Raw genomic sequence first — 22,123 nt, forward strand, 5'->3', positions numbered from 1 at the left:
ATGCCGGAGCTGCACACGCGGCTCCTGGCGGATGTGATCGCGCTCGGTTCCCCGTACCCACTGGTTCTCACCGGTGGATACGCCGTGCGGGCACACCGCCTCGTGAACCGCCCCAGCCAGGACCTCGACGTCGCCACCGAGAACCCGGCGCCCATGGCCGACATCGCCGCCACGCTGCGCGCCGGCCTGGAAACCCGCGGCTGGAAGGTGCACGCGCTGGAGACCGCCCCGCTGTCCGCCCGCCCGTGAGGGACCCGGCCACCGGGCAGGAATGCGAAGTCGACATCCTCAAGGAGATCTTCTGGCGGCCGGTCGCCCAGAGCCCGTACGGCCCCGTCCTCGCGGAGGAGGACGTGATCGGGACCAAAGTCCGCGCCCTCGCCGATCGTGGAGCGCCCCGCGACCTGATCGACGTGTTCGCAGCCTCCCGCCGCTGGACCAATGCCGAGCTCGAAGAGTTCGGCCGCCGCCACGCCCGCGGCCGCTTCGAGCGCGAGGATCTGCAGGCGAACCTCACGGGCGCCGAGTGGACCGACGACGAAGCCTTCGCCGCCTATGGGCTTGATGACGCCACCATTACGGCTCTCCGCTCCTGGGCCGTGGAGTGGGCCGACGACCTCGCGACCCGTCTCCTCGAAGAGGCCAACGATCCGGACATCGACTGATCACGTCCAGATGAGATCGCATCTGCAAGCGATCAGACAAGCGCCGAGAAGTGAGTAGGTGGAACAGCAGTAGGTTACGGACTTGTCCCACGCCAAGCACGCCGGGCAGACCCTGGGAAGATCAGTCGGAGGTCAGGCTGCCCCTATTGGCGTGGCTGATCAACTGGAGCCGACCCTCGTGCGTCCCCACGCGTGCGCGCCACGCTGCAGGCGCTGCGTCCCTGCCCGCCCTGTGGTCCCTCGGTTCCCAGGACGTCACGGCCAGCTGGCCTATCTCTCCTCCTCGAGTTGGTACACCCGGCTGTGCGCCCCTCTGATTCCCGTGACCGTCACGCTGCTGCTCGGACGGCAGGTCAGTTGCTGGAGCGGCTGCGGGATGATGCGTACGGAGACGGGGGCGGTTCCCGCCTCCAGACCTGAGACGATGACGAGGAAGAAGTCGTCACTCTCCACTGCTCGCTGGAACTCTGCGGGCGTCAGCAGCACCGTGTCAGGCTCGGCGTCTTTGTATGCCTTGAGTTCGTAGAACCGCGACAGTGCGTCCACCGCGTCGGCGCCGAGGCCGCGCTGGGCCCGTAGGTCGCGCAGCCAGTCGTCGTCGGTGGCGAGTGCCTTGCGCACGACGTCCAGCGCCACCTTGTCCTGCTCCATGCCCGTGTAGGGGCGCGGTGGAGTGTGCTGTTGGGGGATGGCCGATCCGGCGCGGGGCTGCGGCAGGCCGGACGTTCCCGAGGTGTACCCGCTCGGCCGTGCGGTGGGCGCGCCCGCGGCCGAGGACTTCGGCGGCGTGATGATGCCGCTCGGGTCGACGAGCCGGAGGCTGCCGGGGTCGACGAGCCTGCGCGGTGGAGCGGCGGCTGGGGGCACAGGCGGGACTGACGGCCCCGTCGCGGGCGGCTGTGCGCTGGGGACAGGCGGGAGGATCACCGCCGTCCGCGAGGTACTGGCCGCTGTGCTGGCCTGCGCCTTGGTCGCGGTGCGGCGTTGGTCCACCTCGTTTCCGAGTTCCCTGAGCCGTCGTTCGCGTTCGGCCTCCGCCGCTTCCCGGTCGCGCCGCACCTGGTCGTCGGCAAGGCTCAGTTGTACGGCCGTACGGCCCTCCTCGACCTGGTCACACGCTGCTCCCCAGGCGAGGGCCACCTCGCGGCGGCTGCCTGGAAACCGGGCGGCGATCGATCGGCCCACCCCGGATGTGCGTGTCAGAGCGGCGGTGTCACGGACGTACAACGTGCCCGAGGACCAGTCGATCCCGGTGTCCACGGGCATGTGCACCGTCTCGCCCGTGTCCGGAAGATCGAGGCTGCAGGCCAGGTGAGGGGCGATGCATACGGTCAGGCCAGCCAGCTGGTCCCACGAGCAGTCCAGGGACTGGGCAACGCTCGCGGCGTTGCGCTGCAGGTCCTCACGGAGGTGGGTGACGGCTGACCGGACCAGCGCTGTGGCGTCCGGGTCCGCCTGGGCCGGGTCAGGGCTGTACACGGTGACATGCTCTGCGGCGAGCTCGCTCACGCGCAGGGCTCCGATCAACGGTCGGAACCGCTCCAGTTCGGCTCCCGGGCACCACACCGCATGTTCCCGGCCCAGTGCCTCGGCTACCACTGGGTCCTCGACGGCGTACACGGGCCGCTTGCTTCGCCAGCCTTGGCTCGTCCAAAGAGGGAGGCGTCCCAGGCGCTTGGCCGTCAACGCGCCGGGATGGGTGCGGCCCGGAGCGGCGAGCATCTTCATGGTCTCTAGGACGATGGACTGGGTCGTCCCGTCCGGCTCGTCCCGACCCTGCTTCCGGTCCCGCTGGGCCAGCTCCTTGATCACGGCCGCGGCGTCGTCCACATTCGGCAGGCGCACTCCGAGCCGCTGCCAGAACTCCTCGCTGCCTGGAAACGTGGGAGCGAACACACGGAGTGGGCCAAAGAGCGGCGCCCCGCGCAGGCACTGGCTCGGCCGACACCAGCCAGAGTCCGTGAGGACGAGGCCGCTCCCCTCGCCGAACGCCCGGAGGACCGAGCCCAAGGACATCTCCTCCGGGGCGGCCGTGCCGCGGACGAAGGCGCGCTCGGCCAGGGCTTGGTAGAGGATCAGTGCCGCGGGCACATCCCTGTCGCCACCCTCTTCCTCCCGTCGGCGCAGGCGCTGCAGACATTCCACGAGGTCCTCGGTCCGGGCCTCCGCAGAAATGCCCAGGGCGTGCAGCACATCACTGCGTCTGCCGACCAGTTGCTGGATCTCGGGATGGAGGAATCGCTCGTTGTCCGCCCCGTACACCGCGACCGTGCCGGTGGTCCGCATCCGGAGTCGGGCCGGGACAGACGGTGCACCCTTACCGTCGTCCAACCACGGTGTGTCGCGCAACTGCCAGAGCCAGAAGGCTGCAGTCCTGCCCCGGTTCTGCCATGCGTAGTAGTCGTAGACGGCATCCACCTCGTCGTGGTCGGAAAAGCGGCTCCAGGCCCGCCCGAGGACATGAAACAGCGCTGCCGCCCTGCGCCTGCGGATCTGCGGGTTCTGCTCCGACGCTATGCCTGAGGCGACGGCACGTAGGTCGGGGCTTTCGTGGTCGTCGAGCGTGAAAGTCGCTTCCAGAGCTCGTAGGGCATCTGTGCGTGCCCGAGGTCCCGAAGTGACGTCCGCCGGCAACCCCTTCGGGCTCTGCGTGAAGCGTTCCCGCGCCCGCGGGTGCCTGCCCAACCGGGGCGCGGTCTCCGCTCCCAGGAGCCTCAAGAACTTACGGGCGCCCATCCCGGCGCCGCCGCGCTGCAGGACCTCGGCGTACCGGGGCCGCAACCACACCAGCCCAGTCGTGCGACCAGCAGCGAAGGCAAAGCTCTCCTCGCGTTCCGAACTGTCCAGTCGGACGGGCAGGTACGCCCTGGCGGGGGCGACGTCGATGTCTTCACGTTTTCCTGCCCGGTCGTAGCGATGCCCCTGCAACCGGATTGCGTGGCCCACATCGCGCCCCAAAGTCTCACGTTCGGGGTCCGGCACGCGTGCAAACCCGTCGCGCAGTTCGATGAGCTGGCCATCCGTCAGCCGCAGCACATTCGGGCCGCCGTTCTCCGCCGCACCGATGGCTGCGAGGCGCCGGATCACGGCCACCGGGTCCGCATCGGTCAGCAGCGCCCCCCGCTTACGGAGCCACGCCCTCACCGACCGCGCCTCGTCGGTGTCGGCGAGGAATGCCGGATGGATCTCCCGGGAGAACCCGAGACTGGCACCGAGGCCCCGCGGGACGTCGGTGAACACCACAGGTTCCGCAGGTCGGGGCACACCGTGACGGCCCCCTGAGCTGTCCACGAGCCAACGGCTCGACAGCAAAGAGGAATAGATGTCTGCGGCAAGTCCCGCCGCGGAGAGGCGGATGTTCGCCTGCGGTGATCGGGTTTCATCGTCGAGGAGGCGCAGCGCGTCGTAAAGGTCCACCGTCACGGGAGCCGCACCGTTGTGGTCCTCCCAGTCCGCCAGCACCCCACGCCATCGGCCGTCCTCGTCCCGCGCTAACCCGGGCAGTACGGCGGTCCGCTTCGCGACGCGGGAGACCTCCTCTTCGGTGACCACGCCAACCAGCGTCTCGTCCTCCACCGCGAGGTCACCCAGCCCGAGCGGCCCCTGCTCCGCGACGTCCAGGACGAGACCGTGGGACACGCCCGCCCTGGCACGGTCAAGGAGTAGTCGCTCCAGCGCGGCGACCGGGTCACGGGCATCGCGCATGTCGACAGGGAGCGGCACGGCGCGCCAGGCCCGTGCCGGATCCCGCCAGAACTGCCACAGGACGGCGGCCGTCCACAGGTCGCCCACCAGTTCATTCAGTGCGCGGTTCCACGGGGTGTCGTCGAGCGCCTGACGGCTGGCGATCGGGTCGTACTGGGCGCTGACACAGAGGGCCAGAGCGGTGTCCGCGACCGGAAGACCGGCGTAGACCCGCCCGGCGTCATCGAGTCCGAGAGGAAGAGCCACAGCGATTGCGGTGGTATGCCCCACCGCCTTGTGGGACCGCGTGATCCCGGAGGGGCTGGGAACGGTTGTACGGCACACCATCCACCGGGACCCGTCGCCAGCGCGCGCCTCGCCGGTCTCCACGCCGACGCTCTGCCCACCCACCACGGCCTCGAACGGCTCGCCGCCCTCTCGGACGAGCGCCAGCCGCTGCCGGACACCACCTTGCTCGTCCAGGTGCGTGACACTGCCGACACTGCCGAGGAAGAGCAGCGCGCTGTCCCCCCACTCGGCAAGCCACGCGTCCACCTCGTCCGCACCGAGCACACCCGGCTCCAGAGGAACGCGCAGAACCGTCCAGGTGTCGCCCGCGAACCAGTCGGGCACTGGGAACGGCTCAGCCACGGAGAGGTCGGGGTCCCCGATACGGAACCGGTAATGCCCGCAGTGAATCTCCAGATGCGGGGAGAGGGACTGGAGGGTCATCAGGCCGATCCCGAACCTGCCAGTGGAATCGGCCTGCTCCGCCTTGCTGGTCAGCCAGGGCATCGCCAGTGCCAGAACGTCCGGCAGCCGTACGGGACTGCCGTTGTGGGCGACGAGAAGTTCCCGTTCCTTTGTCAGAACGCGTACGTCCGTGGCGTCAAGGTCCTCGGCGTTCTGCACGATCTCCGAGAGTCCCTGGAGACGGTCGCTGGACAGATTGCCTGCGTGATCTCGGGTACGTCTCAGCACGTGCCGTACTTGACCATCCAGTCCGGCGAACCGGCTACCGAGTCGCTCGACCGCTGCCTCAGTCGCCGCCAAGCCTTCTGGCTCTGGTACGACGGCTCCTTCTGGGATGCCCTCCAGGGAGAAGAGCGCATCGGCGGACGCAATCCCCCGCTCTACCGCGGTCGTTCGACGCACCGCTTCCCCCGTGCTCATCCCTGCCCCCGCCTACCTCGGCACTCCCTACGACACAGGGTAACGAGGCCAGCGCAATCAGCACACGTCAACCCGAGACCTGTCGCCGTAAGACTCGAGCACAAAGAACAGCCCCGGCGCGCTGCTCGACGGGTTAAGTCCGACAAGTCGATTGACCCGCGCTATCTGATCCAGGGCGACCACCTCACGCTCCGTCAGAAACAGCGTCGAACGAGCGTCAAGACATTTCCCGAACCCGTCTCTTACAGAGTCCAGGCAGAGCGTTCTGGACCCACGCCCCCGCTGCGAAACCGCAGGTGAGCCACGTGGCGGGAACCTACAACATGCTCCACGCGGTGAACTTCGGGAAACAGGTCGAGCCCCACCGACCACATCTGGTAAACCCAAGAAAGTCGCAGGTCAGAGCCCCTTTGCGGCAGGCTCCAGAATCGCCACGCACTCCATGTGGTGGGTCATCGGAAACAGATCGAACACCCGAAGCGTCCGCACCCGGTACCCCCCGTCCCGGAAGTACCCCAAGTCCCGCGCCAGCGCGGCCGGATCGCAGGCGACGTACGCGATCCGCCGGGCCCCGAGCGACGACAGGTGCTGCACCGTCTTGCGGCCCGCTCCCGCCCGCGGGGGGTCGAGGACGATCAGGTCGACCTCGGTGATGCCGGTGCGCGGAAGTACCGCCTCCACCTTGCCCTGCTCGATGCGGACCCGGTCGAACGCGGCGAGGTTGTGCCGGGCGTCCTCGACCGCGCGCTTGCCGGACTCGATGCCGAGAACCGCGCCCTGGTCACCGAGACGGTCCGCCAGCGCGCCGGCGAACAGGCCGACACCGCAGTACAGGTCGAGCGCCATCTCGCCCTTGCGGGGCAGCAGGCCCTGCATGACCGCCTTCACCAGAGTGTCGGCCGCCTGCGGGTGGACCTGCCAGAAGCCGCCGCTGCCCACCCGGTGGGTGCGGCCGTCGGCCCGCTCGCGCACGAAGGCGCGGCCGTGGACGCGGTGGATGCCGCCGTCGTGCTCCTCGACGCGCATCACGGAGACGGGCCTGTCGAGCTCGACCAGCGGCAGCCGGGCGCCCGGGCGGGGCTCCAGGATGACCATGCGGTCCTGGGAGCCGGTCGCCGCGATCGCCTCCACGGACGCCATCCCGGACCAGTCGCGCTCCTCGATGCCCAGCTCGCTGACGCCCGGCGCCGCGATCATGCAGTGCTCGATCGACTCGACCTCGTGCGAACGGTGGCGGCGCAGGCCGGCGTTGCCGTCGGCGTCCACCGCGTACTGCACGCGCGTCCGCCAGGCAGGCACCTCCCCGGCCGGCAGCTTGTCGCCCTCGGCCGGCATCACCGTGCCGTCCCAGCCGGCCTCCTCGGGGGTGAGACCGGCGAGCCGCTGCAGCTGCTCGGCGACGACCTCGCCCTTGAGGCGCCGCTGCGCGCCCGGCTTCGCGTGCTGCCAGTCGCAGCCGCCGCAGCGGCCGGGACCGGCGTAGGGGCAGGGTGCCTCGATGCGGTCCTTGGAGGCCGAGAGGATCTCCACGGCATCGGCACGCAGGAAGCGCGCGCCCTCCTCGCCCTCGGTGACCCGGGCCACGATCCGCTCACCGGGCAGCGTGTGCCGGACGAACAGCACCTGGCCGTCGTCCGTGCGGGCGATGCAGTGTCCGCCGTGGGCGACGGGGCCGACCTCGACCTCGAACTCCATCCCCACCAGCGATTTCTTCGGTTCTGCCTGCATGGCGGGGTGACTCCACAACGTCAAGGGAAGAGGCGGGACGACAGCCCGCCAGGACAACAGCCGACCAGTCTACTTCGGCCCCGACGACTCCTTCGCCCGCTCGGCCGGACCGCGCCGCACCGAACCCGGCGCGTTCCACTCCTGCCGCCTGCGGGCCCGCAGCTTCGCCGCCTCCGAGGACTGGAGCTGGTAGGGCACCGAGGTCACCATGACCCCCGGTGTGAACAGCAGCCGGCCCTTGAGCCGGAGCGCGCTCTGGTTGTGCAGCAGATGCTCGTACCAGTGCCCGACCACGTACTCGGGGATGATCACGGCCACGGCGTCGCGCGGCGACTCCTTCCGGAGCCCCTTGACGTACTCGATGATCGGCCGCGTGATCTCGCGGTAGGGCGAGTCCAGCACCTTCAGCGGTACGTCGATACCGCGCCGCTCCCACTCGTCGCGCAGTGCCTTGGTCTCGGCCGGGTCGACGTTGACGCTCAGGGCTTCCAGGGAGTCCGAGCGCATCAGCTTGGCGTACGCCAGTGCCCGCAGTGCCGGGCGGTGGATCTTGGAGATCAGGACGACGGAGTGGACGCGGGACGGCCGGAGGCTGTCGTCGCTGGGGCCCTCGGGCGCCGCGAGCTCCGCGGACACCCGGTCGTAGTGCTTCCGGATCGCCGTCATCGTCGCGTAGAAGATGCACATGCCGAGCAGGGCCACCCAGGCGCCGTGGGTGAACTTGGTGACCAGGACGACGACCAGGACCAGGCCGGTGAAGAAGGCACCGAAGGCGTTGATCGCCCGGGAGCGGATCATGTGGGTGCGCTTGGTCTGGTCCTTCTCGACGGCCAGGTGGCGGTTCCAGTGCCGGACCATGCCGGTCTGGCTGAGCGTGAAGGACACGAACACGCCGACGATGTAGAGCTGGATCAGCCGGGTCGAGTCGGCGCCGTAGATCCACACCAGCATTGCGGCCGCGCCGGCCAGCAGCACGATGCCGTTGGAGAAGGCCAGGCGGTCGCCGCGGGTGTGCAGCTGGCGCGGCAGGTAGCGGTCCTGGGCGAGGATCGAGCCCAGCAGCGGGAAGCCGTTGTAGGCGGTGTTCGCGGCGAGGAACAGCACCAGCGCGGTGGCCGCGGCCAGCACGACGAACAGGAAGCTGCCCTTGCCGAAGACGGCCTCGGCGACCTGGGAGATCACCGGGTTCTGGACGTAGTCGGAGCCGAGCGCGACGCCGTGGTGGAACAGGTCCTCGGCCGGGTTCTCGGCCATGCGGACCTTGGTGACCATGGCCAGCGCGATGATCCCGCAGAACATGGTGACGGCCAGCAGTCCCATCATCGCGAGCGTGGTCGCCGCGTTCTTCGACTTGGGCTTGCGGAAGGCCGGTACGCCGTTGGAGATGGCCTCGACGCCGGTGAGCGCGGCGCAGCCGGAGGAGAAGGCGCGCAACAGGAGAAAGACAAGGGCGAATCCGGCCAGGCCCTGGTGCTCGGCCTTGATGTGGTAGTCCGCCGTCGGTGCCCGCATGGTGTCGCTGAGAACCAGGCCGCGGAACGCACCCCACGCGATCATGATGAAGACGCCCGTGACGAAGACGTACGTCGGAATCGCGAACAGCGAGCCGGACTCCTTCATACCGCGCAGGTTCATCAGCGTGAGCAGGACGATCACGGCGATCGCGCAGAGCACCTTGTGCTGGACCACGAAGGGGATCGCGGAGCCGAGGTTCTCGATGCCGGAGGCGATGGAGACGGCGACCGTGAGGACGTAGTCGACGAGCAGGGCGCTGGCGACCGTGAGACCGGCCTTGGGGCCGAGGTTGGTGTTGGCCACCTCGTAGTCGCCGCCGCCGCTCGGGTACGCGTGCACGTTCTGCCGGTAGGAGGCAACCACCGTGAACATCAGCACGACGACCGCCACCGCGATCCAGGGGCTGAAGTGGTACGCCGACACGCCCGCGATGGACAGGACCAGCAACACCTCGCCGGGCGCGTACGCCACGGAGGACAGCGGGTCGGAGGCGAACACGGGTAGGGCGATGCGCTTCGGCAGGAGCGTTTCCCCGAGCCGATCACTGCGCAGTGCGCGCCCGATCAGGATCCGTTTGGGCACGTCGGTCAGTTTGGACACAACAGTGAAGCGTAAGCGTTCGAACGGGCGCACAACCACCCGGCACCCCGCATCTGCTCTCCGGGTGAAATCCGGCCGCACTCCGGCTACGGATTCCGCAGGTGAGCGAGGCGGCATGCCTATATGACAGGACCCTGCCCGTTACTGCTCCCGGAGGTCCCATGCACGCGACCGCAGAGCTCGTCGGTGCCACGGTCACCCTCGTCGGCCTCGGAATCCTGACTCTCGCGAGCGTCCGCAGCATCAGCCGCCGGTGACCGATCCGAAGTCGGGGCAACCGTGCACAGGGGTGCCGTCGTCCTACCGCGCGTGTGTAGCTTGGGCGTCGGTCTGAGACCCTGATGTGGCTGAGCAGTACTTATTGACACCGGAAGGACGGTCGTGCACATCGTCATCATGGGCTGCGGGAGAGTGGGTTCCGCTCTCGCCCAGACCCTGGAGCAACAGGGGCACACGGTCGCCGTGATCGACCAGGACCCCACGGCCTTCCGACGACTGGGCTCCGGTTTCGGCGGTCGCCGTGTCACCGGAGTCGGCTTCGACCAGGACACCCTGCGCGAGGCGGGCATCGAGGAGGCCGGCGCCTTCGCCGCGGTCTCCAGCGGCGACAACTCCAACATCATCGCCGCGCGGGTGGCCCGCGAGATGTTCGGCATCGAGAACGTCGCGGCCCGTATCTACGACCCCCGGCGCGCCGAGGTCTACCAGCGCCTGGGCATCCCGACGGTGGCCACGGTCCGCTGGACGGCGGACCAGATGCTGCGCCGGCTGCTGCCTTCGGGCGCGGAGCCGTTGTGGCGCGATCCCACCGGTGGGGTGCAGCTCGCCGAGGTGCACGCCTCGACCGCCTGGGTCGGCCACAAGATCAGCAAGATGCAGGAGGAGACGGGCGTCCGCGTGGCGTTCCTGACCCGCCTCGGCGAGGCCGTCCTGCCCACCTCGCAGACGGTGCTGCAGGAGGGCGACCTGGTCCACGTGATGATGCGCACGGACGACATCGAGAAGGTCGAGGCGTCCTTCGCCGAGGGCCCCGAAGAGGAAGGCGGTCACTGATGAGGGTCGCCATTGCCGGTGCCGGTGCGGTCGGCCGCTCGATCGCGGGCGAACTGCTGGAGAACGGCCACGAGGTCCTTCTCATCGACAAGGCGCCGACCGCCATCTCGGTCGAGCGCGTCCCGCAGGCGGAGTGGCTGCTCGCCGACGCCTGCGAGATCACCTCCCTGGACGAGGCCGCGCTCCAGCGCTGCAACGTCGCGATCGCCGCGACGGGCGACGACAAGGTCAACCTGGTCGTCTCCCTGCTGGCGAAGACGGAGTACGGCGTTCCGCGGGTCGTGGCCCGCGTGAACAACCCGAAGAACGAGTGGCTGTTCAACGAGTCCTGGGGCGTGGACGTCGCCGTCTCCACCCCGCGTCTCATGTCCGCCCTGGTCGAGGAGGCGGTGAGCGTCGGCGACCTGGTCCGGCTGCTCCGCTTCAGCCACGGCGACGCGAACCTGGTCGAGCTGACCCTGCCGGAGGAGTCGGCCCTGGCCGGCACGACGGTGGGCGACGTGGAGTGGCCCGAGGACACCTCCCTGGTCACCATCATCCGCGGCACCCGCGTCCTGACCCCGTCCCGGGAGGACTCCCTGGAGGCAGGCGACGAACTCCTGTTCGTGGCCGCCCAGGCGAGGGAGGAGCAGCTGGAGGACCTGCTGTCGGTCCGCCGGGAGGACGCCTCCTAGGTGTCAGGACGACGGAAGGGCGCCCCGAGATCTCGGGGCGCCCTTCTCGATTCAGGCCGTCCGGCGTTTGAGGACGAGGCCGTTCGGGCCGAAGCGGGGTCCGGGGGCGCAGCCCCCGGCGAAGGCAGCGCCGACGCCGGTGCTATGCCTCCCGACGGTGACGCCCTCCCGCGGTCTCCTCGCGCTCCTCGCGCTTGCGCTCCTCCTCGGCCTTCTCCTCCGCCTCCATCTCCGCGAACACGTCGATGGGCGCCGGTGCCTTCGCGAGGAAGACCCAGGTCAGCCAGACGGCCAGCAGGAACGGCGGGATCTTCAGGGCGACCAGGACCCAGCCGAGCTGGGCGGTGTCGGCCCACCAGTACAGCGGGAAGAGGATCGCGCACTTGGCGAGCAGGATGCCGCCCCAGGCGTAACTGGCCTTGGCGTACGCCTTCTTGCGGCCGGGGTTGCGGGTCCGCCAGGAGAGGTTCTCCTTGAAGACCGGGCCGAGGATGAGCCCCATCAGCGGCACACCCGCGAGCGTGGTGATGACGTACGCGAGGCCGAGGCCCAGCGTGTACAGCATGCCCGGCAGGTAGAAGTTCTTGGCGTTGCCCGTCATCATCGCGAAGACGACACCGAAGGCGACGCCGAAGACCCCGCTGAAGGCGTGCTTGACGGTGTCCCGCGTCACCAGACGGACCACGACCAGCAGCAGCGACACCACGAGGGCGGCGATCGCCGACAGGTGCAGGTCCTTGTTGATCGTGAAGATCGTGACGAAGAGCAGGCCCGGCAGAACCGTCTCGACCATGCCGCGGACGCCGCCGAACGCCTCGAACAGGGCGGCCTCGGTCACCGCCCGTGCGTCGTCGGCCTGAGTGTCTTCGGTCGGCTTGTCGAGAGACGTCACCGGCTACTCCCGTCCGAGGGGTCGGAGTTCGTATTTCGGATTGAACAGCACCCGGCGGCCCCGGCTCATCGAGATCCGCCCGGAGGCGATCAGCTTGCGCCCGGGCTCTATCCCGACGATGGAGCGCCGGCCGAGCCACACCACGTCCAGGGCGGCGGAGCCGTCGAACAGCTCGGCCTCCAGGGCCGGGACGCCCGCACGCGGCCGCAGGGTGACCGTGCGCAAGGTACCAGTAACGGTCACGATCTGGCGGTCGTGACAGTCGCCGATCCGGGTGCATCCGGTGGTCGCGGTGTCCTCCCGCAGCTCCTCGGACTCCAGATCCTCCTGCGACGAGGAGAGCCGGTCGAGCATGCGCCGGAACCGGCCCACCGGCTTCTCGGAACGAGGAACAGCACTCATATCCGAAAGCGTACCGGGGTGCGCCGACAGCGTTGTACCCGCAGCACTAGCGTTCGAACCGGTATCCCATGCCCGGTTCGGTGACGAAGTGCTTCGGATGCGAGGGGTCCGCCTCCAGCTTCCGCCGCAGCTGGGCCATGTAGACCCGCAGGTAGTTCGTCTCCGTCCCGTACGACGGCCCCCAGACCTCCTGGAGGAGCTGCTTCTGGCCGACGAGCCGGCCGGTGTTGCGGACCAGCACCTCCAGCAGGTGCCACTCGGTGGGGGTGAGACGCACGTCTCTGCCGTGCTTGCGGACCTTCTTGGCGGCCAGGTCGACGGTGAACTCGTCGGTCTCCACCAGGACGTCGTCCTCGCCGCCTCCGGTGGGCTCGGCGCGCCGCACGGCGGCCCGCAGGCGGGCCAACAGCTCGTCCATGCCGAAGGGCTTGGTGACGTAGTCGTCGGCGCCCGCGTCCAGCGCCTCGACCTTCTCGTCGGAGGAGTGCCGGGCGGACAGCACGAGGATCGGCACCCGGGTCCAGCCGCGCAGCCCCCTGATCACCTCGACGCCGTCCATGTCGGGCAGGCCCAGGTCGAGGACGACCACGTCGGGGTGGCGGGCGGCGGCGAGCCGCAGCGCGCCGGCGCCGTCGTGCGCCGTGTCGACCTCGTACTTGCGCGCCTTGAGGTTGATCACGAGGGCGCGCACGATCTGCGGCTCGTCCTCGATGACCAGCACTCTGGTCATGTGGCCTGCCTTTCGGGTTCTGCCTCTTCGAAGGGGTCTACGAGGAGCTGTGCGTGCGTGTCCGCCGCGCGGAGCGTCAGCACCATGGTGAGGCCGCCGCCGGGCGTGTCCTCGGCGTTGAGGGTGCCGTTCATGGCCTCCGCGAAACCCCGGGCCACCGCGAGCCCGAGTCCCACCCCGGCGCCGCGCGGGGCGTCGCCGTAGCGCTGGAAGGGCGCGAAGATGCGCTCCTTGGCCTCGTCGGGGACGCCGGGGCCGCGGTCCACGACCCGTACCTCGACCCGGTCGGCGATGGCGCTCGCGGAGACCCGGACCGGGGTGCCGGGCGGGCTGTACTTGACGGCGTTCTCGACCAGGTTGGCCACCGACCGCTCCAGCAGCCCCGGGTCCACGGCGACCATCGGGAGGGTCTCCGGCACGTCCAGTTCCACGCTCCCGTCGGGCACCCCGCCGAGCGCCATCGGCACCACCTCGTCGAGGTCGATCTCCCGGACGATCGCGGTGACCGTGCCGGTCTGGAGGCGGGACATGTCGAGCAGGTTGCCCACGAGGTGGTCCAGCCGGTCGGCGCCCTCCTCGATGCCCTCCAGGAGCTCGGCCTGGTCCTCCTCGGACCACGCCACGTCGTCCGACCTGAGCGAGGAGACGGCCGCCTTGATCCCGGCGAGCGGGGTCCGCAGGTCATGCGACACGGCCGCGAGGAGTGCCGTACGGATGCGGTTGCCCTCGGCCAGTGTGCGGGCCTGGTCGGCCTCCTCCTGGAGCCTGCGGCGGTCCAGCACGACGGCGGCCTGGGCGGCGAAGGCGGCGAGCACCCGGCGGTCCTCGGCGGGCAGCACCCGGCCGGTGAGCGCGAGCGCCATGTGATCCCCCACCGGCATGTCGACGTCGGCGTCCTCCGGCCGCTCCACGGCCGGTCCGAGGCCCGCCCGGCCCGCGCAGGTCCACGGCTCGACGTCGCCAGCCCGTTCGAGCAGGGCCGCCGACTCCATGCCGAAGGTCTCCCGGACGCGTTCCAGGAGCTCCTCCAGGCGGGTCTCGCCGCGCAGCACGTTCCCGGCGAGGAAGGACAGGATCTCCGACTCGGCGCGCAACCGGGCTGCCTGATGGGTCCTCCTGGCCGCCAGGTCGACGACAGAGGCCACCGAGATGCCGACGCCCACGAAGATCACGATGGCGACGATGTTCTTGGGGTCGGCGATGGTCCAGCGGTGCAGCGGCGGTGTGTAGAAGTAGTTCAGCAGCAGCGAGCCGACCGCGGCCGACGCGAGCGCGGGGAAGAGTCCGCCGAGCAGGGCCGCCGCGACCACTACCGCCAGGAACAGCAGCATGTCGTTGGCGAGGCCGAGGTCGACGGTGGTGAGGAGGATCGTCAGGAGCGCCGGGCCGGTCAGGCCGACCAGCCAGCCCCACAGGATCCGGGCCCGTCCGAGCCGCGCGCTGCGGGCGACGGGCAGTCCGCGCCCCTTGGCGACCTCGTCGTGGGTGACGATGTGCACGTCCAGGTCGGGCCCGGACTCGCGGGCCACGGTCGCGCCGACACCGGGTCCGAAGACGTACTGCCAGGTCTTGCGGCGGGACGACCCGAGGACGATCTGGGTGGCGTTGACCCCGCGCGCGAAGTCGAGCAGCGCGGCCGGTATGTCGTCGCCGACCACGTGGTGAAAGGTTCCGCCAAGGTCCTCGACGAGGGTCCTCTGGACGGCGAGTTCCTTGGGCGAGGCGGAGGTCAGACCGTCGCTGCGGGCTATGTAAACGGCGAGCACCTCACCGCCGGCGCCCTTCTCGGCGAGGCGCGCGGCCCGCCTGATCAGCGTCCGCCCCTCCGGTCCCCCGGTCAGCCCGACGACGATCCGCTCCCTGGAGCCCCAGATCTTCGAGACCCGGTGGTCGCTGCGGTACTGCTTGAGGTACTCGTCGACCCGGTCGGCCACCCACAGCAGGGCGAGCTCCCGCAGGGCGGTGAGGTTGCCGGGCCGGAAGTAGTTCGACAGGGCCGCGTCGACCTTGTCCGGCTGGTAGATGTTGCCGTGCGCCATCCGCCGCCGCAGCGCCTGGGGCGACATGTCGACCAGCTCGATCTGATCGGCCCGGCGTACGACCTCGTCGGGCACGGTCTCGCGCTGCCGCACCCCGGTGATCGCCTCGACGACGTCGCCGAGCGACTCCAGATGCTGGATGTTCACGGTCGAGACCACGTCGATCCCGGCCGCGAGCAGTTCCTCGACGTCCTGCCAGCGCCTGTCGTTGCGCGAGCCCGGGATGTTGGTGTGGGCGAGTTCGTCCACGAGGGCTACGGCGGGGGCCCTGCGCAGTACGGCATCGACATCCATCTCGGTGAAGACGGAGTCCCGGTACTCGATTTCCCGGCGCGGTATCTCTTCAAGCCCGCGCAGCATCACCTCGGTACGCGGCCGCCCGTGATGCTCCACGAACCCCACGACACAGTCGGTGCCCCGCTCGACCCTGCGGTGCGCCTCGGACAGCATCGCGTACGTCTTGCCGACGCCCGGTGCCGCACCGAGATAGATCCGAAGCCTGCCGCGTCCCATGAGCCCATTGTCTTCCGGTCAACCGTGCCTACGCAGCGTCGACCTTACGTCCGGCGATCCCGGCGGAGCGGTCGGGAGCGGGCCGGGGGGCTGTCTTTGACGCAACTCTGACGCGGGGGTGGAGGCACCGTGACGGGGGTGTCGGGGGGCCGGGCTTGGCGGCCTGGGTGTCGTGGCGACGGGTTCGGAAGGGGGCTCGACGGCGCAGCCGGGACCGCGGCTCGGCGCCCCTGGATATCCATGCGGAACCCGGGGCGGGCCGTACGGCCCTGCACGTGGCGGCCGAGCCCCCTCACGTCATGACGGGGGTCTCGGGCACAGGCGTGGCCCCTGGACCCCATGACGGACACCCCCAACGCACCCGACCCCCCGCCCGGCCTGACGGCACCGGGAGCACACCTCAGCGCCCTGGGCGTCCATGCCGACCTCGGAAAACCCCGCTCACGCCATGACGGGGGTCGACACGCGCCCCGGAGCGCACACCGCTCGCCGCCGCGACGCTCCCACCCCTACCCGCCCGGAAGCGCGCCCCATGGACGTCCCTCAGTGCCCCACGATCTCCCCGTCCCCCAGCTCCAGCACCCGGTCCGCCAGGTCCAGCAGGGTCGCGTCGTGGGTGGCCACCAGCGCGGTGACGTTCTCACTGCGGACGACCGCCCGCAGCAGCTCCATCACCGCGTGACCGGTCTCCGCGTCCAGCTGGCCGGTCGGCTCGTCGGCGACGAGAAGGGAGGGTTCGTTGGCGAGCGCGCGGGCGATGGCGACACGCTGCTGCTGGCCGCCGGAGAGCTCGCCGGGCCGCTGCTTCGCGTGGTCCGCGAGGCCGACCAGGGCCAGCAGCAGCTCGACGCGCTCCTCACGCGCGCGTGCGTCCATCCGGCGCAGCCGCATCGGCACCCCGACGTTCTCCGCGGCGGTGAGGATCGGGATGAGCCCGAAGGACTGGAACACGAAGCCGATACGGTCCCGGCGCAGGGCCAGCAACCCGTCCTCGTCCAGCCCCGCGATGTCGACCCCGTCGAGCTCGACCCGCCCCCGGTCGGGCCGGTCGAGCCCGCCGACGATGTTGAGCAGCGTGGTCTTCCCGGAGCCCGAACGCCCCTTGAGGGCGACCAGTTCACCGCGCGGCACCTCGAAGGAGACCCCGCGCAGCGCGTGCACCGCGGCGGCCCCCTCACCGAACGACCTGTGGATGTCCTCGACCCGCACCATGGTCTCGGTGACCACCTGAGTCATGCGTCCTCCCCCGTGAAACCGCGAACCGCGAAACCGGGCGCCAGTATCAACCGCGCGGCGCCCGGCCTACAACGGTTTCAGCTCGGGTTGTCCCCGTGGGTGAGCGTCTCCCAGGCCACGAAGAGGTTGTTGCTGCCCGCCGGGCGGTTCCGCTCCGCCAGGGCCTGCGTGTTAGTCATGCCCATGCCAAGCCTGTTGTGCAGCGCGTTGTACCCGACCTCGGTGACCGGCCCGAGCCCCAGCTTCAGCGACCCTCCGCACAGCCAGCTCGGCGCGGCCGTCCCCAGCTCGTACTTGGCCTGGAACCCCAGCGCCTGCCGCAGCCGCTCACCCACGTCCGTGCCGTACAGGTCCTGGCCCTGGATCCGGCTCGTCTCGGCGACGTGCGAGATCGCGGAGATGCCGTACCCGGTGTGCGTGAAGTCCCGGCAGGTCTCCTGGGTGAGCCCGGTGACGAAGGTGGACTGCCCCTGCCAGTAACCGACGATCTTGTCCCGGGTGTTGAGGTTCTGGCTCGGCACGGTCTTCGGCAGCTCACCGTCGGAGTCGAGATAGACATAGGCCGCGGTACGGGTGCGGAACTTCGCCATGGCCTTGTCGTACGACGCCTTGTCCTCCAGGAAGACGGATATGCCGACGGCCGCCTCCGTCATCGACAGCTCCCAGTTGCCGTTGGAATTCGAGCCGTTGATGATCTCCGGCAGGTAGACGTTGCGGAGCATGGCCGCGAAGCGTCCGGAGTTCGTCCAGCTGCCGCCGTACGTGTACTTGATGATCTCGGCGGCCCGGGGCCAGGAGGAGCCGGCCCAGCCGGTCTGGAGGGGCGCGTTGCTGTTGGTGTGGTCCGTGATCACCGCCGACCAGGCGTCCATGAGCTGGATGGCCTTCCTGGCGTACCGCTCGTCCCGGGTGACGTACCAGGCGAGGGCGTCGGTGTAGGCGGCGATCGCGTCCTCACGCTCGTCGGTGCAGCCGTAGTTGGGGTTCGAGTACGACCCGCACTCGACGACCGCCCGCGGCTTGGGCGTGCGGTTCAGGGCGGCGTACTTGCTCGCCAGCATCTGGTCGAAGGCGCCCTTCCAGGGCTGAGCACCCGCGTTGACCTTGCTGCGGGTGAAGTCCAACTGCCCCTGGGAGACGGTGACTCCGGGATGGACGAAGGCGGCGGGCGCGGCGTCGGCGGGCACGGCGAGAGCACCGGCGGCGAGGGCCACGACAGCGGCCACAAGAGCGGTTCTGCGCATACGTGGGGGCCTTCCGTTCTCGTACATGAACGCGAAGCGCCTTTATGAACAGGCGCGCTGAGCCGAGAAGGTAGGTACAGACCAATCCGGCGTCAAGGTCCCGCGCACGAGAACGCACGAAAAAGGGCCGCACCCCTCACGGGGTACGGCCCTCGGGCCTCGGCGTTGCACGCCTACCGGACTTCGGTGATCTCCGGTCCGCGCTGGAGCTGGCCCATGCCGCCGGAGAAGCGGGAGCCCTCTTCCTGCTGCTGGACGCCCTCGGGGACCATCTGGGCGTCGTTCGGCAGCTTGAGGACGATCGGGTCGCGGGGCGCCATCGGGCCCTCGCCGCGGACCACGACGGTGTCCCGGAAGATCTGCTCCAGGAGCCCGGCCGCCTGCGGCTGCACCGCGCCCTGACCCGAGATCACACCGCGCAGGAACCAGCGCGGGCCGTCCACACCCACGAACCGCACGACCTGGAAGCCGCCCGTCCCGTCCGGCAGCTGCACCGGCACCTGGGCGCGCAGCTCCCAGCCCAGCGGACCCTCGACCTCGTCGACGATGCCGCCCTGCTGGGTGATGCCGGAGCCGATCTCCTCGCGCACCTCGCCCCAGATGCCCTCACGCTTGGGAGCGGCGAAGGCCTGGAGCTGGATGGCGCTGTCGCGCAGCACGACGGTGGCCGCGACGATCGCGTCGCCCGCGACCTCGACCCGCAGCTCCATGCCGTCGACACCCGGGACGAACAGACCGCCCAGGTCCACGCGGCCCTCGGCGGGGTCGCGGACCTCGGTGTCGTCCCAGGGCCCGTCGGGCCGCGGCTCCGGCTCCAGCCGTACGCGCTCGCGCTCTACGTCGTCCGCCTCAGTGTCGACGCTGTCGACGACCTGCTCGGCCTCGCCGGCCGCGTCCTCGGCGGCACCCTTCTTCTTGCGACGTCCGAACACGTCACTGTCCTTCCCGGTCGGATACGACCGATGCGTATCGATTCCCACCCGTTGTGCCGCCCACGGCGGCCTCAGCGCTTGTATCGCCCCCGTCGCCCACGGCGGCGTGACCGCCGGTGGACCCGAAGCCCCCCTCGGCCCGCGCCGACCCGGGAAGCTCCGCGACCTCCTGGAAGCGGACCCTCTCGACCTGCTGGACGACGAGTTGGGCGATCCGGTCGAAACGCTCGAACCGCACCGACTCGTGCGGGTCGAGATTCACCACGATCACCTTGATCTCCCCACGGTACCCGGCATCAACCGTCCCCGGGGCATTCACGAGAGCGACACCGCAGCGGGCGGCGAGACCGGATCGCGGGTGCACGAAGGCCGCGTACCCCTCCGGGAGCGCCACAGACACCCCCGTGGGCAGCACGGCCCGCTCCCCCGGCTTCAGTTCACGGCTCTCGGTGGTCCGCAGATCGGCCCCCGCGTCACCGGGGTGCGCGTACGACGGAAGCGGTACGTCGGGGTCGACGCGCCGGATCAGCACGTTCAGGGGGTCACGGCTCACGGGTTCACCTCGAAGGCACGGGCACGCCGGACCTGGTCCGGGTCGTCCATGGCGGCCCGGATCTCCTCCGGGCGGCCGTTGTCGATGAAGTGGTCGACCTTGACCTCGATGAACAGGGCGTCCGCGCGGACCGCGACGGGCCCTTCGGGGCCGCCGATCCGGCCGGTGGCGCTCGAGTAGATCTTCCGCCCGGCCACCGCGGTCACCTCGGCCTCCAGGTACAGCACCGTGCCGACGGGCACCGGCCGTACGAAGTCGGTCTCCAGGCGTCCGGTCACGGCGATCGTGCGCAGCAGCCAGTTGAGCGAGCCCAGGGTCTCGTCGAGGGCCGTCGCGAGCACTCCGCCGTGCGCGAGTCCGGGAGCGCCCTGATGGGCGGGGCGCACGGTGAACTCGGCCGTGACCGAGACCCCCTCGCCGGCCCGCGCCTCCAGGTGCAGCCCGTGGGACTGCTCGCCGCCACAGCCGAAACACTGGCCGTAGTGCGCACCGAGCAGCTCACCGGGCGCGGGGGCGTCCGGGTGGCGCACAGGTTGTGCCGCGTCGGCGGGAGGCTGGAGAGCCGGGGAAGTACCACTCACAGGCGCAGACCTTACCCGCGCGTCGGGTCTATCAGGACACCGTGCCAAGCTTGGTTTCATGCAGCCCTCCGCCGTCCCGTACGACGAACGCCTCACCGCCCCCCGCTCCTGGTGGCTGATCTCCTTTCTGGTCGGGGTCGCCTTCGCGCTGATCCTGCTCCCCTTCGGCACCCTGCCGCTGCTCGGCGGCCTGGTCGGCGGCACCGCCGCGGCGGCGGTCGTCGCCAGTTCGTACGGCTCGCTGCGCATCCGGATCGTGGGCGACTCGCTGATCGCGGGCGAGGCGAAGATCCCGGTGTCGGCGCTGGGCGAGGCGGAGATCCTGGACCCGGAGGAGACCCGCGCCTGGCGGACCTACAAGGCAGACACCCGCGCCTTCCTGCTGCTGCGCGCCTACATTCCGAGGGCGCTGAAGGTGGAGGTCACCGATCCGGACGACCCGACGCCGTATCTGTACCTGTCGACGCGCGAGCCGGAGCGGCTGGCCGAGGCGCTGAAGACGGCCCGCACGGCCGCCGCCTAGAACGTTCGTGCAGGACTTCACCCGACCGTAGGGACGGTTGAGGCCCGGACTTCTCACGGAAGTCTTACTTCTCCAGCTCCAGCGGGTTCGCCGGCATCTCCAGGGCCGGCAGCGGGGGAAGTTCGCCCCAGGGCACCTGGGCCTTGCGCAGGTCCTTGCGGATCCGCTCGGCGAGCTTTCTGGTGTCCCGGCGGTTTCATGACCGCCCCGACGGCCGCGCCGACCAGGAACGGCATGAGGTTCGGCAGGTCGCGGATCATCCGCTTCATGATCTGCTGCCGCAGCTGATGCTTCATCTGGGTGTTGAGCGAGCCGCTCACGGTCGACGGCTTCTTCACGTCGATCCCGCGCTCTCCTGACCAGGAGTTCAGATACGCGGTGCTGCGCTCCTTGAGGTTGCCGGGCGGCCGTAGGCCGTAGACCTCGTGGAGTTCGGCGATCAGCTTCAGCTCGATCGCGGCGACGCCGGTGATCTCGGCGGCCAGTTCGGTCGGCATCGCCGGCGGCACGGGAAGCATCGCCGCCGCACCGACCCCCGCTCCGACCGTCGCCGTGGCGCTCGCGGCGCCCGTGACGAGCTTGTCCGCGAGCTCCTCGGGTCCGAGACCGGGGAACTGGCGACGGAGGGTCGCGAGGTCCCGTACGGGGACACGCGGGGCGTTCTCGATGATCCGGTCGGTGAGGTACGCCAGGCCCGCCCTGGCCCGGCTACCGCCCTTGCGGGCCCCTTCCCGGGCCTTGTCCCGGATCGCCGCCACCCGTCGTTTCGCGACGGGCGCGGGCGTCCTGGTCGAATCGGTCGGCGCCGGATGGTCGGTCCGGTCGGCCACCGGTTCGAGCGAGGCTCCCGGGTCGAAAGAGCCCCGCTCGTCGTCACGCGCGCGGTGGGGGCCGTCGGACGGTCCCTGCCCCGCTCCCTGCCGGAGAGAGCGGCGCTTCCAAGGAGGGGTCGAGCCAGTCATGCCCGACCCGCCCTCAGTCGCAGTCGCGGCAGATCGGCTGGCCGTTCTTCTCCCGGGCCAGCTGGCTGCGGTGGTGCACCAGGAAGCAGCTCATGCAGGTGAACTCGTCCTGCTGCTTGGGCAGCACCCGGACGGCCAGCTCCTCGTTCGAGAGGTCCGCTCCGGGCAGTTCCAGGCCTTCGGCGGCCTCGAACTCGTCGACGTCCACTGCGGAGGTCGACTTGTCGTTCCTACGCGCCTTGAGCTCTTCAAGGCTGTCCGAGTCGACGTCGTCGTCGGTCTTGCGTGGGGTGTCGTAATCCGTTGCCATGTCGCTCTCCCCCTCTGGGTGTCTGCGGTGTCTCCAGCGCACGTAACGCGTGAGAGGCCGGACTTGTGCCCGACCCGAGGCGGAGATTTTGCCTCACATCAAGGTCTGTTACTC

The 22,123-nt window shown here is 70.0% G+C and carries 16 protein-coding genes and 2 pseudogenes; 4 read left to right on the plus strand and 14 right to left on the minus strand.

Annotated features, from left to right (window positions below; translation table 11 throughout):
• Window positions 1-665, plus strand: a pseudogene (locus RKD20_RS11515) (nucleotidyl transferase AbiEii/AbiGii toxin family protein).
• A gap of 270 nt (window positions 666-935) precedes the next feature.
• Here the strand turns inward: RKD20_RS11515 and RKD20_RS11520 are convergent.
• From RKD20_RS11520 to RKD20_RS11530, 3 genes are all read right to left on the minus strand, one after another.
• Complete coding sequence (locus tag RKD20_RS11520; protein ID WP_424877657.1) at window positions 936-5,330, minus strand: sacsin N-terminal ATP-binding-like domain-containing protein; 4,395 nt, start codon at window positions 5,328-5,330, stop codon at window positions 936-938.
• 591 nt (window positions 5,331-5,921) lie between these two features.
• Entirely contained in the window at window positions 5,922-7,250 is a 1,329-nt protein-coding gene (locus RKD20_RS11525) for a class I SAM-dependent RNA methyltransferase (protein WP_424877658.1), read from the minus strand.
• 69 nt (window positions 7,251-7,319) lie between these two features.
• Window positions 7,320-9,365, minus strand: coding sequence for an APC family permease (locus tag RKD20_RS11530; protein WP_424877659.1), 2,046 nt, complete (start codon window positions 9,363-9,365; stop codon window positions 7,320-7,322).
• A gap of 381 nt (window positions 9,366-9,746) precedes the next feature.
• On the opposite strand from RKD20_RS11530, the gene RKD20_RS11535 reads away from it, so the two are divergent.
• Together RKD20_RS11535 and RKD20_RS11540 are read left to right on the plus strand one after the other, a co-directional pair.
• Window positions 9,747-10,418 (plus strand): potassium channel family protein, encoded by a 672-nt coding sequence (locus RKD20_RS11535; RefSeq protein WP_381336040.1) that lies wholly within the window; start codon window positions 9,747-9,749, stop codon window positions 10,416-10,418.
• Window positions 10,418-11,092 carry a potassium channel family protein gene (locus tag RKD20_RS11540; protein ID WP_424877660.1) on the plus strand — a complete coding sequence of 225 codons (675 nt, stop codon included), beginning with the start codon at window positions 10,418-10,420 and terminating at the stop codon, window positions 11,090-11,092. The genes RKD20_RS11535 and RKD20_RS11540 overlap by 1 nt, the downstream gene beginning before the upstream one ends.
• Before the next feature lie 142 nt (window positions 11,093-11,234).
• Here the strand turns inward: RKD20_RS11540 and RKD20_RS11545 are convergent, their stop codons facing one another.
• From RKD20_RS11545 to RKD20_RS11585, 9 genes are all read right to left on the minus strand, one after another.
• On the minus strand, window positions 11,235-11,984 hold the full coding sequence (locus RKD20_RS11545; RefSeq protein WP_424877661.1) for a DUF3159 domain-containing protein: 750 nt from the start codon (window positions 11,982-11,984) through the stop codon (window positions 11,235-11,237).
• A gap of 3 nt (window positions 11,985-11,987) precedes the next feature.
• A complete protein-coding gene (locus RKD20_RS11550) occupies window positions 11,988-12,386 on the minus strand; it encodes an OB-fold nucleic acid binding domain-containing protein (RefSeq protein ID WP_033415996.1) in 399 nt (132 codons plus the stop codon).
• Window positions 12,387-12,432: 46 nt separating this feature from the next.
• Window positions 12,433-13,116, minus strand: a complete 684-nt coding sequence (locus tag RKD20_RS11555) for a response regulator (RefSeq protein WP_020122413.1) — start codon at window positions 13,114-13,116, stop codon at window positions 12,433-12,435.
• Window positions 13,113-15,668 (minus strand): ATP-binding protein, encoded by a 2,556-nt coding sequence (locus RKD20_RS11560; RefSeq protein WP_424877662.1) that lies wholly within the window; start codon window positions 15,666-15,668, stop codon window positions 13,113-13,115. Before RKD20_RS11560 ends, RKD20_RS11555 begins: the two co-directional genes overlap by 4 nt.
• Window positions 15,669-16,211: 543 nt before the next feature.
• Window positions 16,212-16,904, minus strand: a complete 693-nt coding sequence (locus RKD20_RS11565; RefSeq protein ID WP_007385227.1) for an ABC transporter ATP-binding protein — start codon at window positions 16,902-16,904, stop codon at window positions 16,212-16,214.
• A gap of 77 nt (window positions 16,905-16,981) precedes the next feature.
• On the minus strand, window positions 16,982-18,148 hold the full coding sequence (locus RKD20_RS11570; RefSeq protein WP_424877663.1) for an alginate lyase family protein: 1,167 nt from the start codon (window positions 18,146-18,148) through the stop codon (window positions 16,982-16,984).
• Between the two features lie 173 nt (window positions 18,149-18,321).
• The gene (locus tag RKD20_RS11575; protein ID WP_330263949.1) at window positions 18,322-19,080 is read right to left on the minus strand and encodes a DUF3710 domain-containing protein; all 759 of its coding nucleotides are present in this window, start codon (window positions 19,078-19,080) and stop codon (window positions 18,322-18,324) included.
• A 1-nt stretch (window position 19,081) separates the two neighbouring features.
• Window positions 19,082-19,633: a dUTP diphosphatase gene (dut, locus tag RKD20_RS11580; protein ID WP_424877664.1), complete on the minus strand. Its 552-nt coding sequence runs from the start codon at window positions 19,631-19,633 to the stop codon at window positions 19,082-19,084.
• Window positions 19,630-20,214 carry a PaaI family thioesterase gene (locus tag RKD20_RS11585; RefSeq protein WP_424877665.1) on the minus strand — a complete coding sequence of 195 codons (585 nt, stop codon included), beginning with the start codon at window positions 20,212-20,214 and terminating at the stop codon, window positions 19,630-19,632. The genes dut and RKD20_RS11585 overlap by 4 nt, the downstream gene beginning before the upstream one ends.
• Before the next feature lie 58 nt (window positions 20,215-20,272).
• Here RKD20_RS11585 and RKD20_RS11590 point away from each other — a divergent pair, with 58 nt between their 5' ends.
• Window positions 20,273-20,737 (plus strand): DUF3093 domain-containing protein, encoded by a 465-nt coding sequence (locus RKD20_RS11590; protein WP_424877666.1) that lies wholly within the window; start codon window positions 20,273-20,275, stop codon window positions 20,735-20,737.
• 64 nt (window positions 20,738-20,801) lie between these two features.
• Here the strand turns inward: RKD20_RS11590 and RKD20_RS11595 are convergent.
• Both RKD20_RS11595 and RKD20_RS11600 read right to left on the minus strand, forming a co-directional pair.
• Window positions 20,802-21,699, minus strand: a pseudogene (locus RKD20_RS11595) (hypothetical protein).
• Window positions 21,700-21,712: 13 nt separating this feature from the next.
• Complete coding sequence (locus tag RKD20_RS11600; protein WP_005481602.1) at window positions 21,713-22,009, minus strand: DUF4193 domain-containing protein; 297 nt, start codon at window positions 22,007-22,009, stop codon at window positions 21,713-21,715.
• Window positions 22,010-22,123: the final 114 nt, after the last annotated feature.

This window comes from Streptomyces sp. SLBN-8D4 (genome assembly GCF_049739545.1).
GTDB lineage: Bacteria > Actinomycetota > Actinomycetes > Streptomycetales > Streptomycetaceae > Streptomyces > Streptomyces canus_C.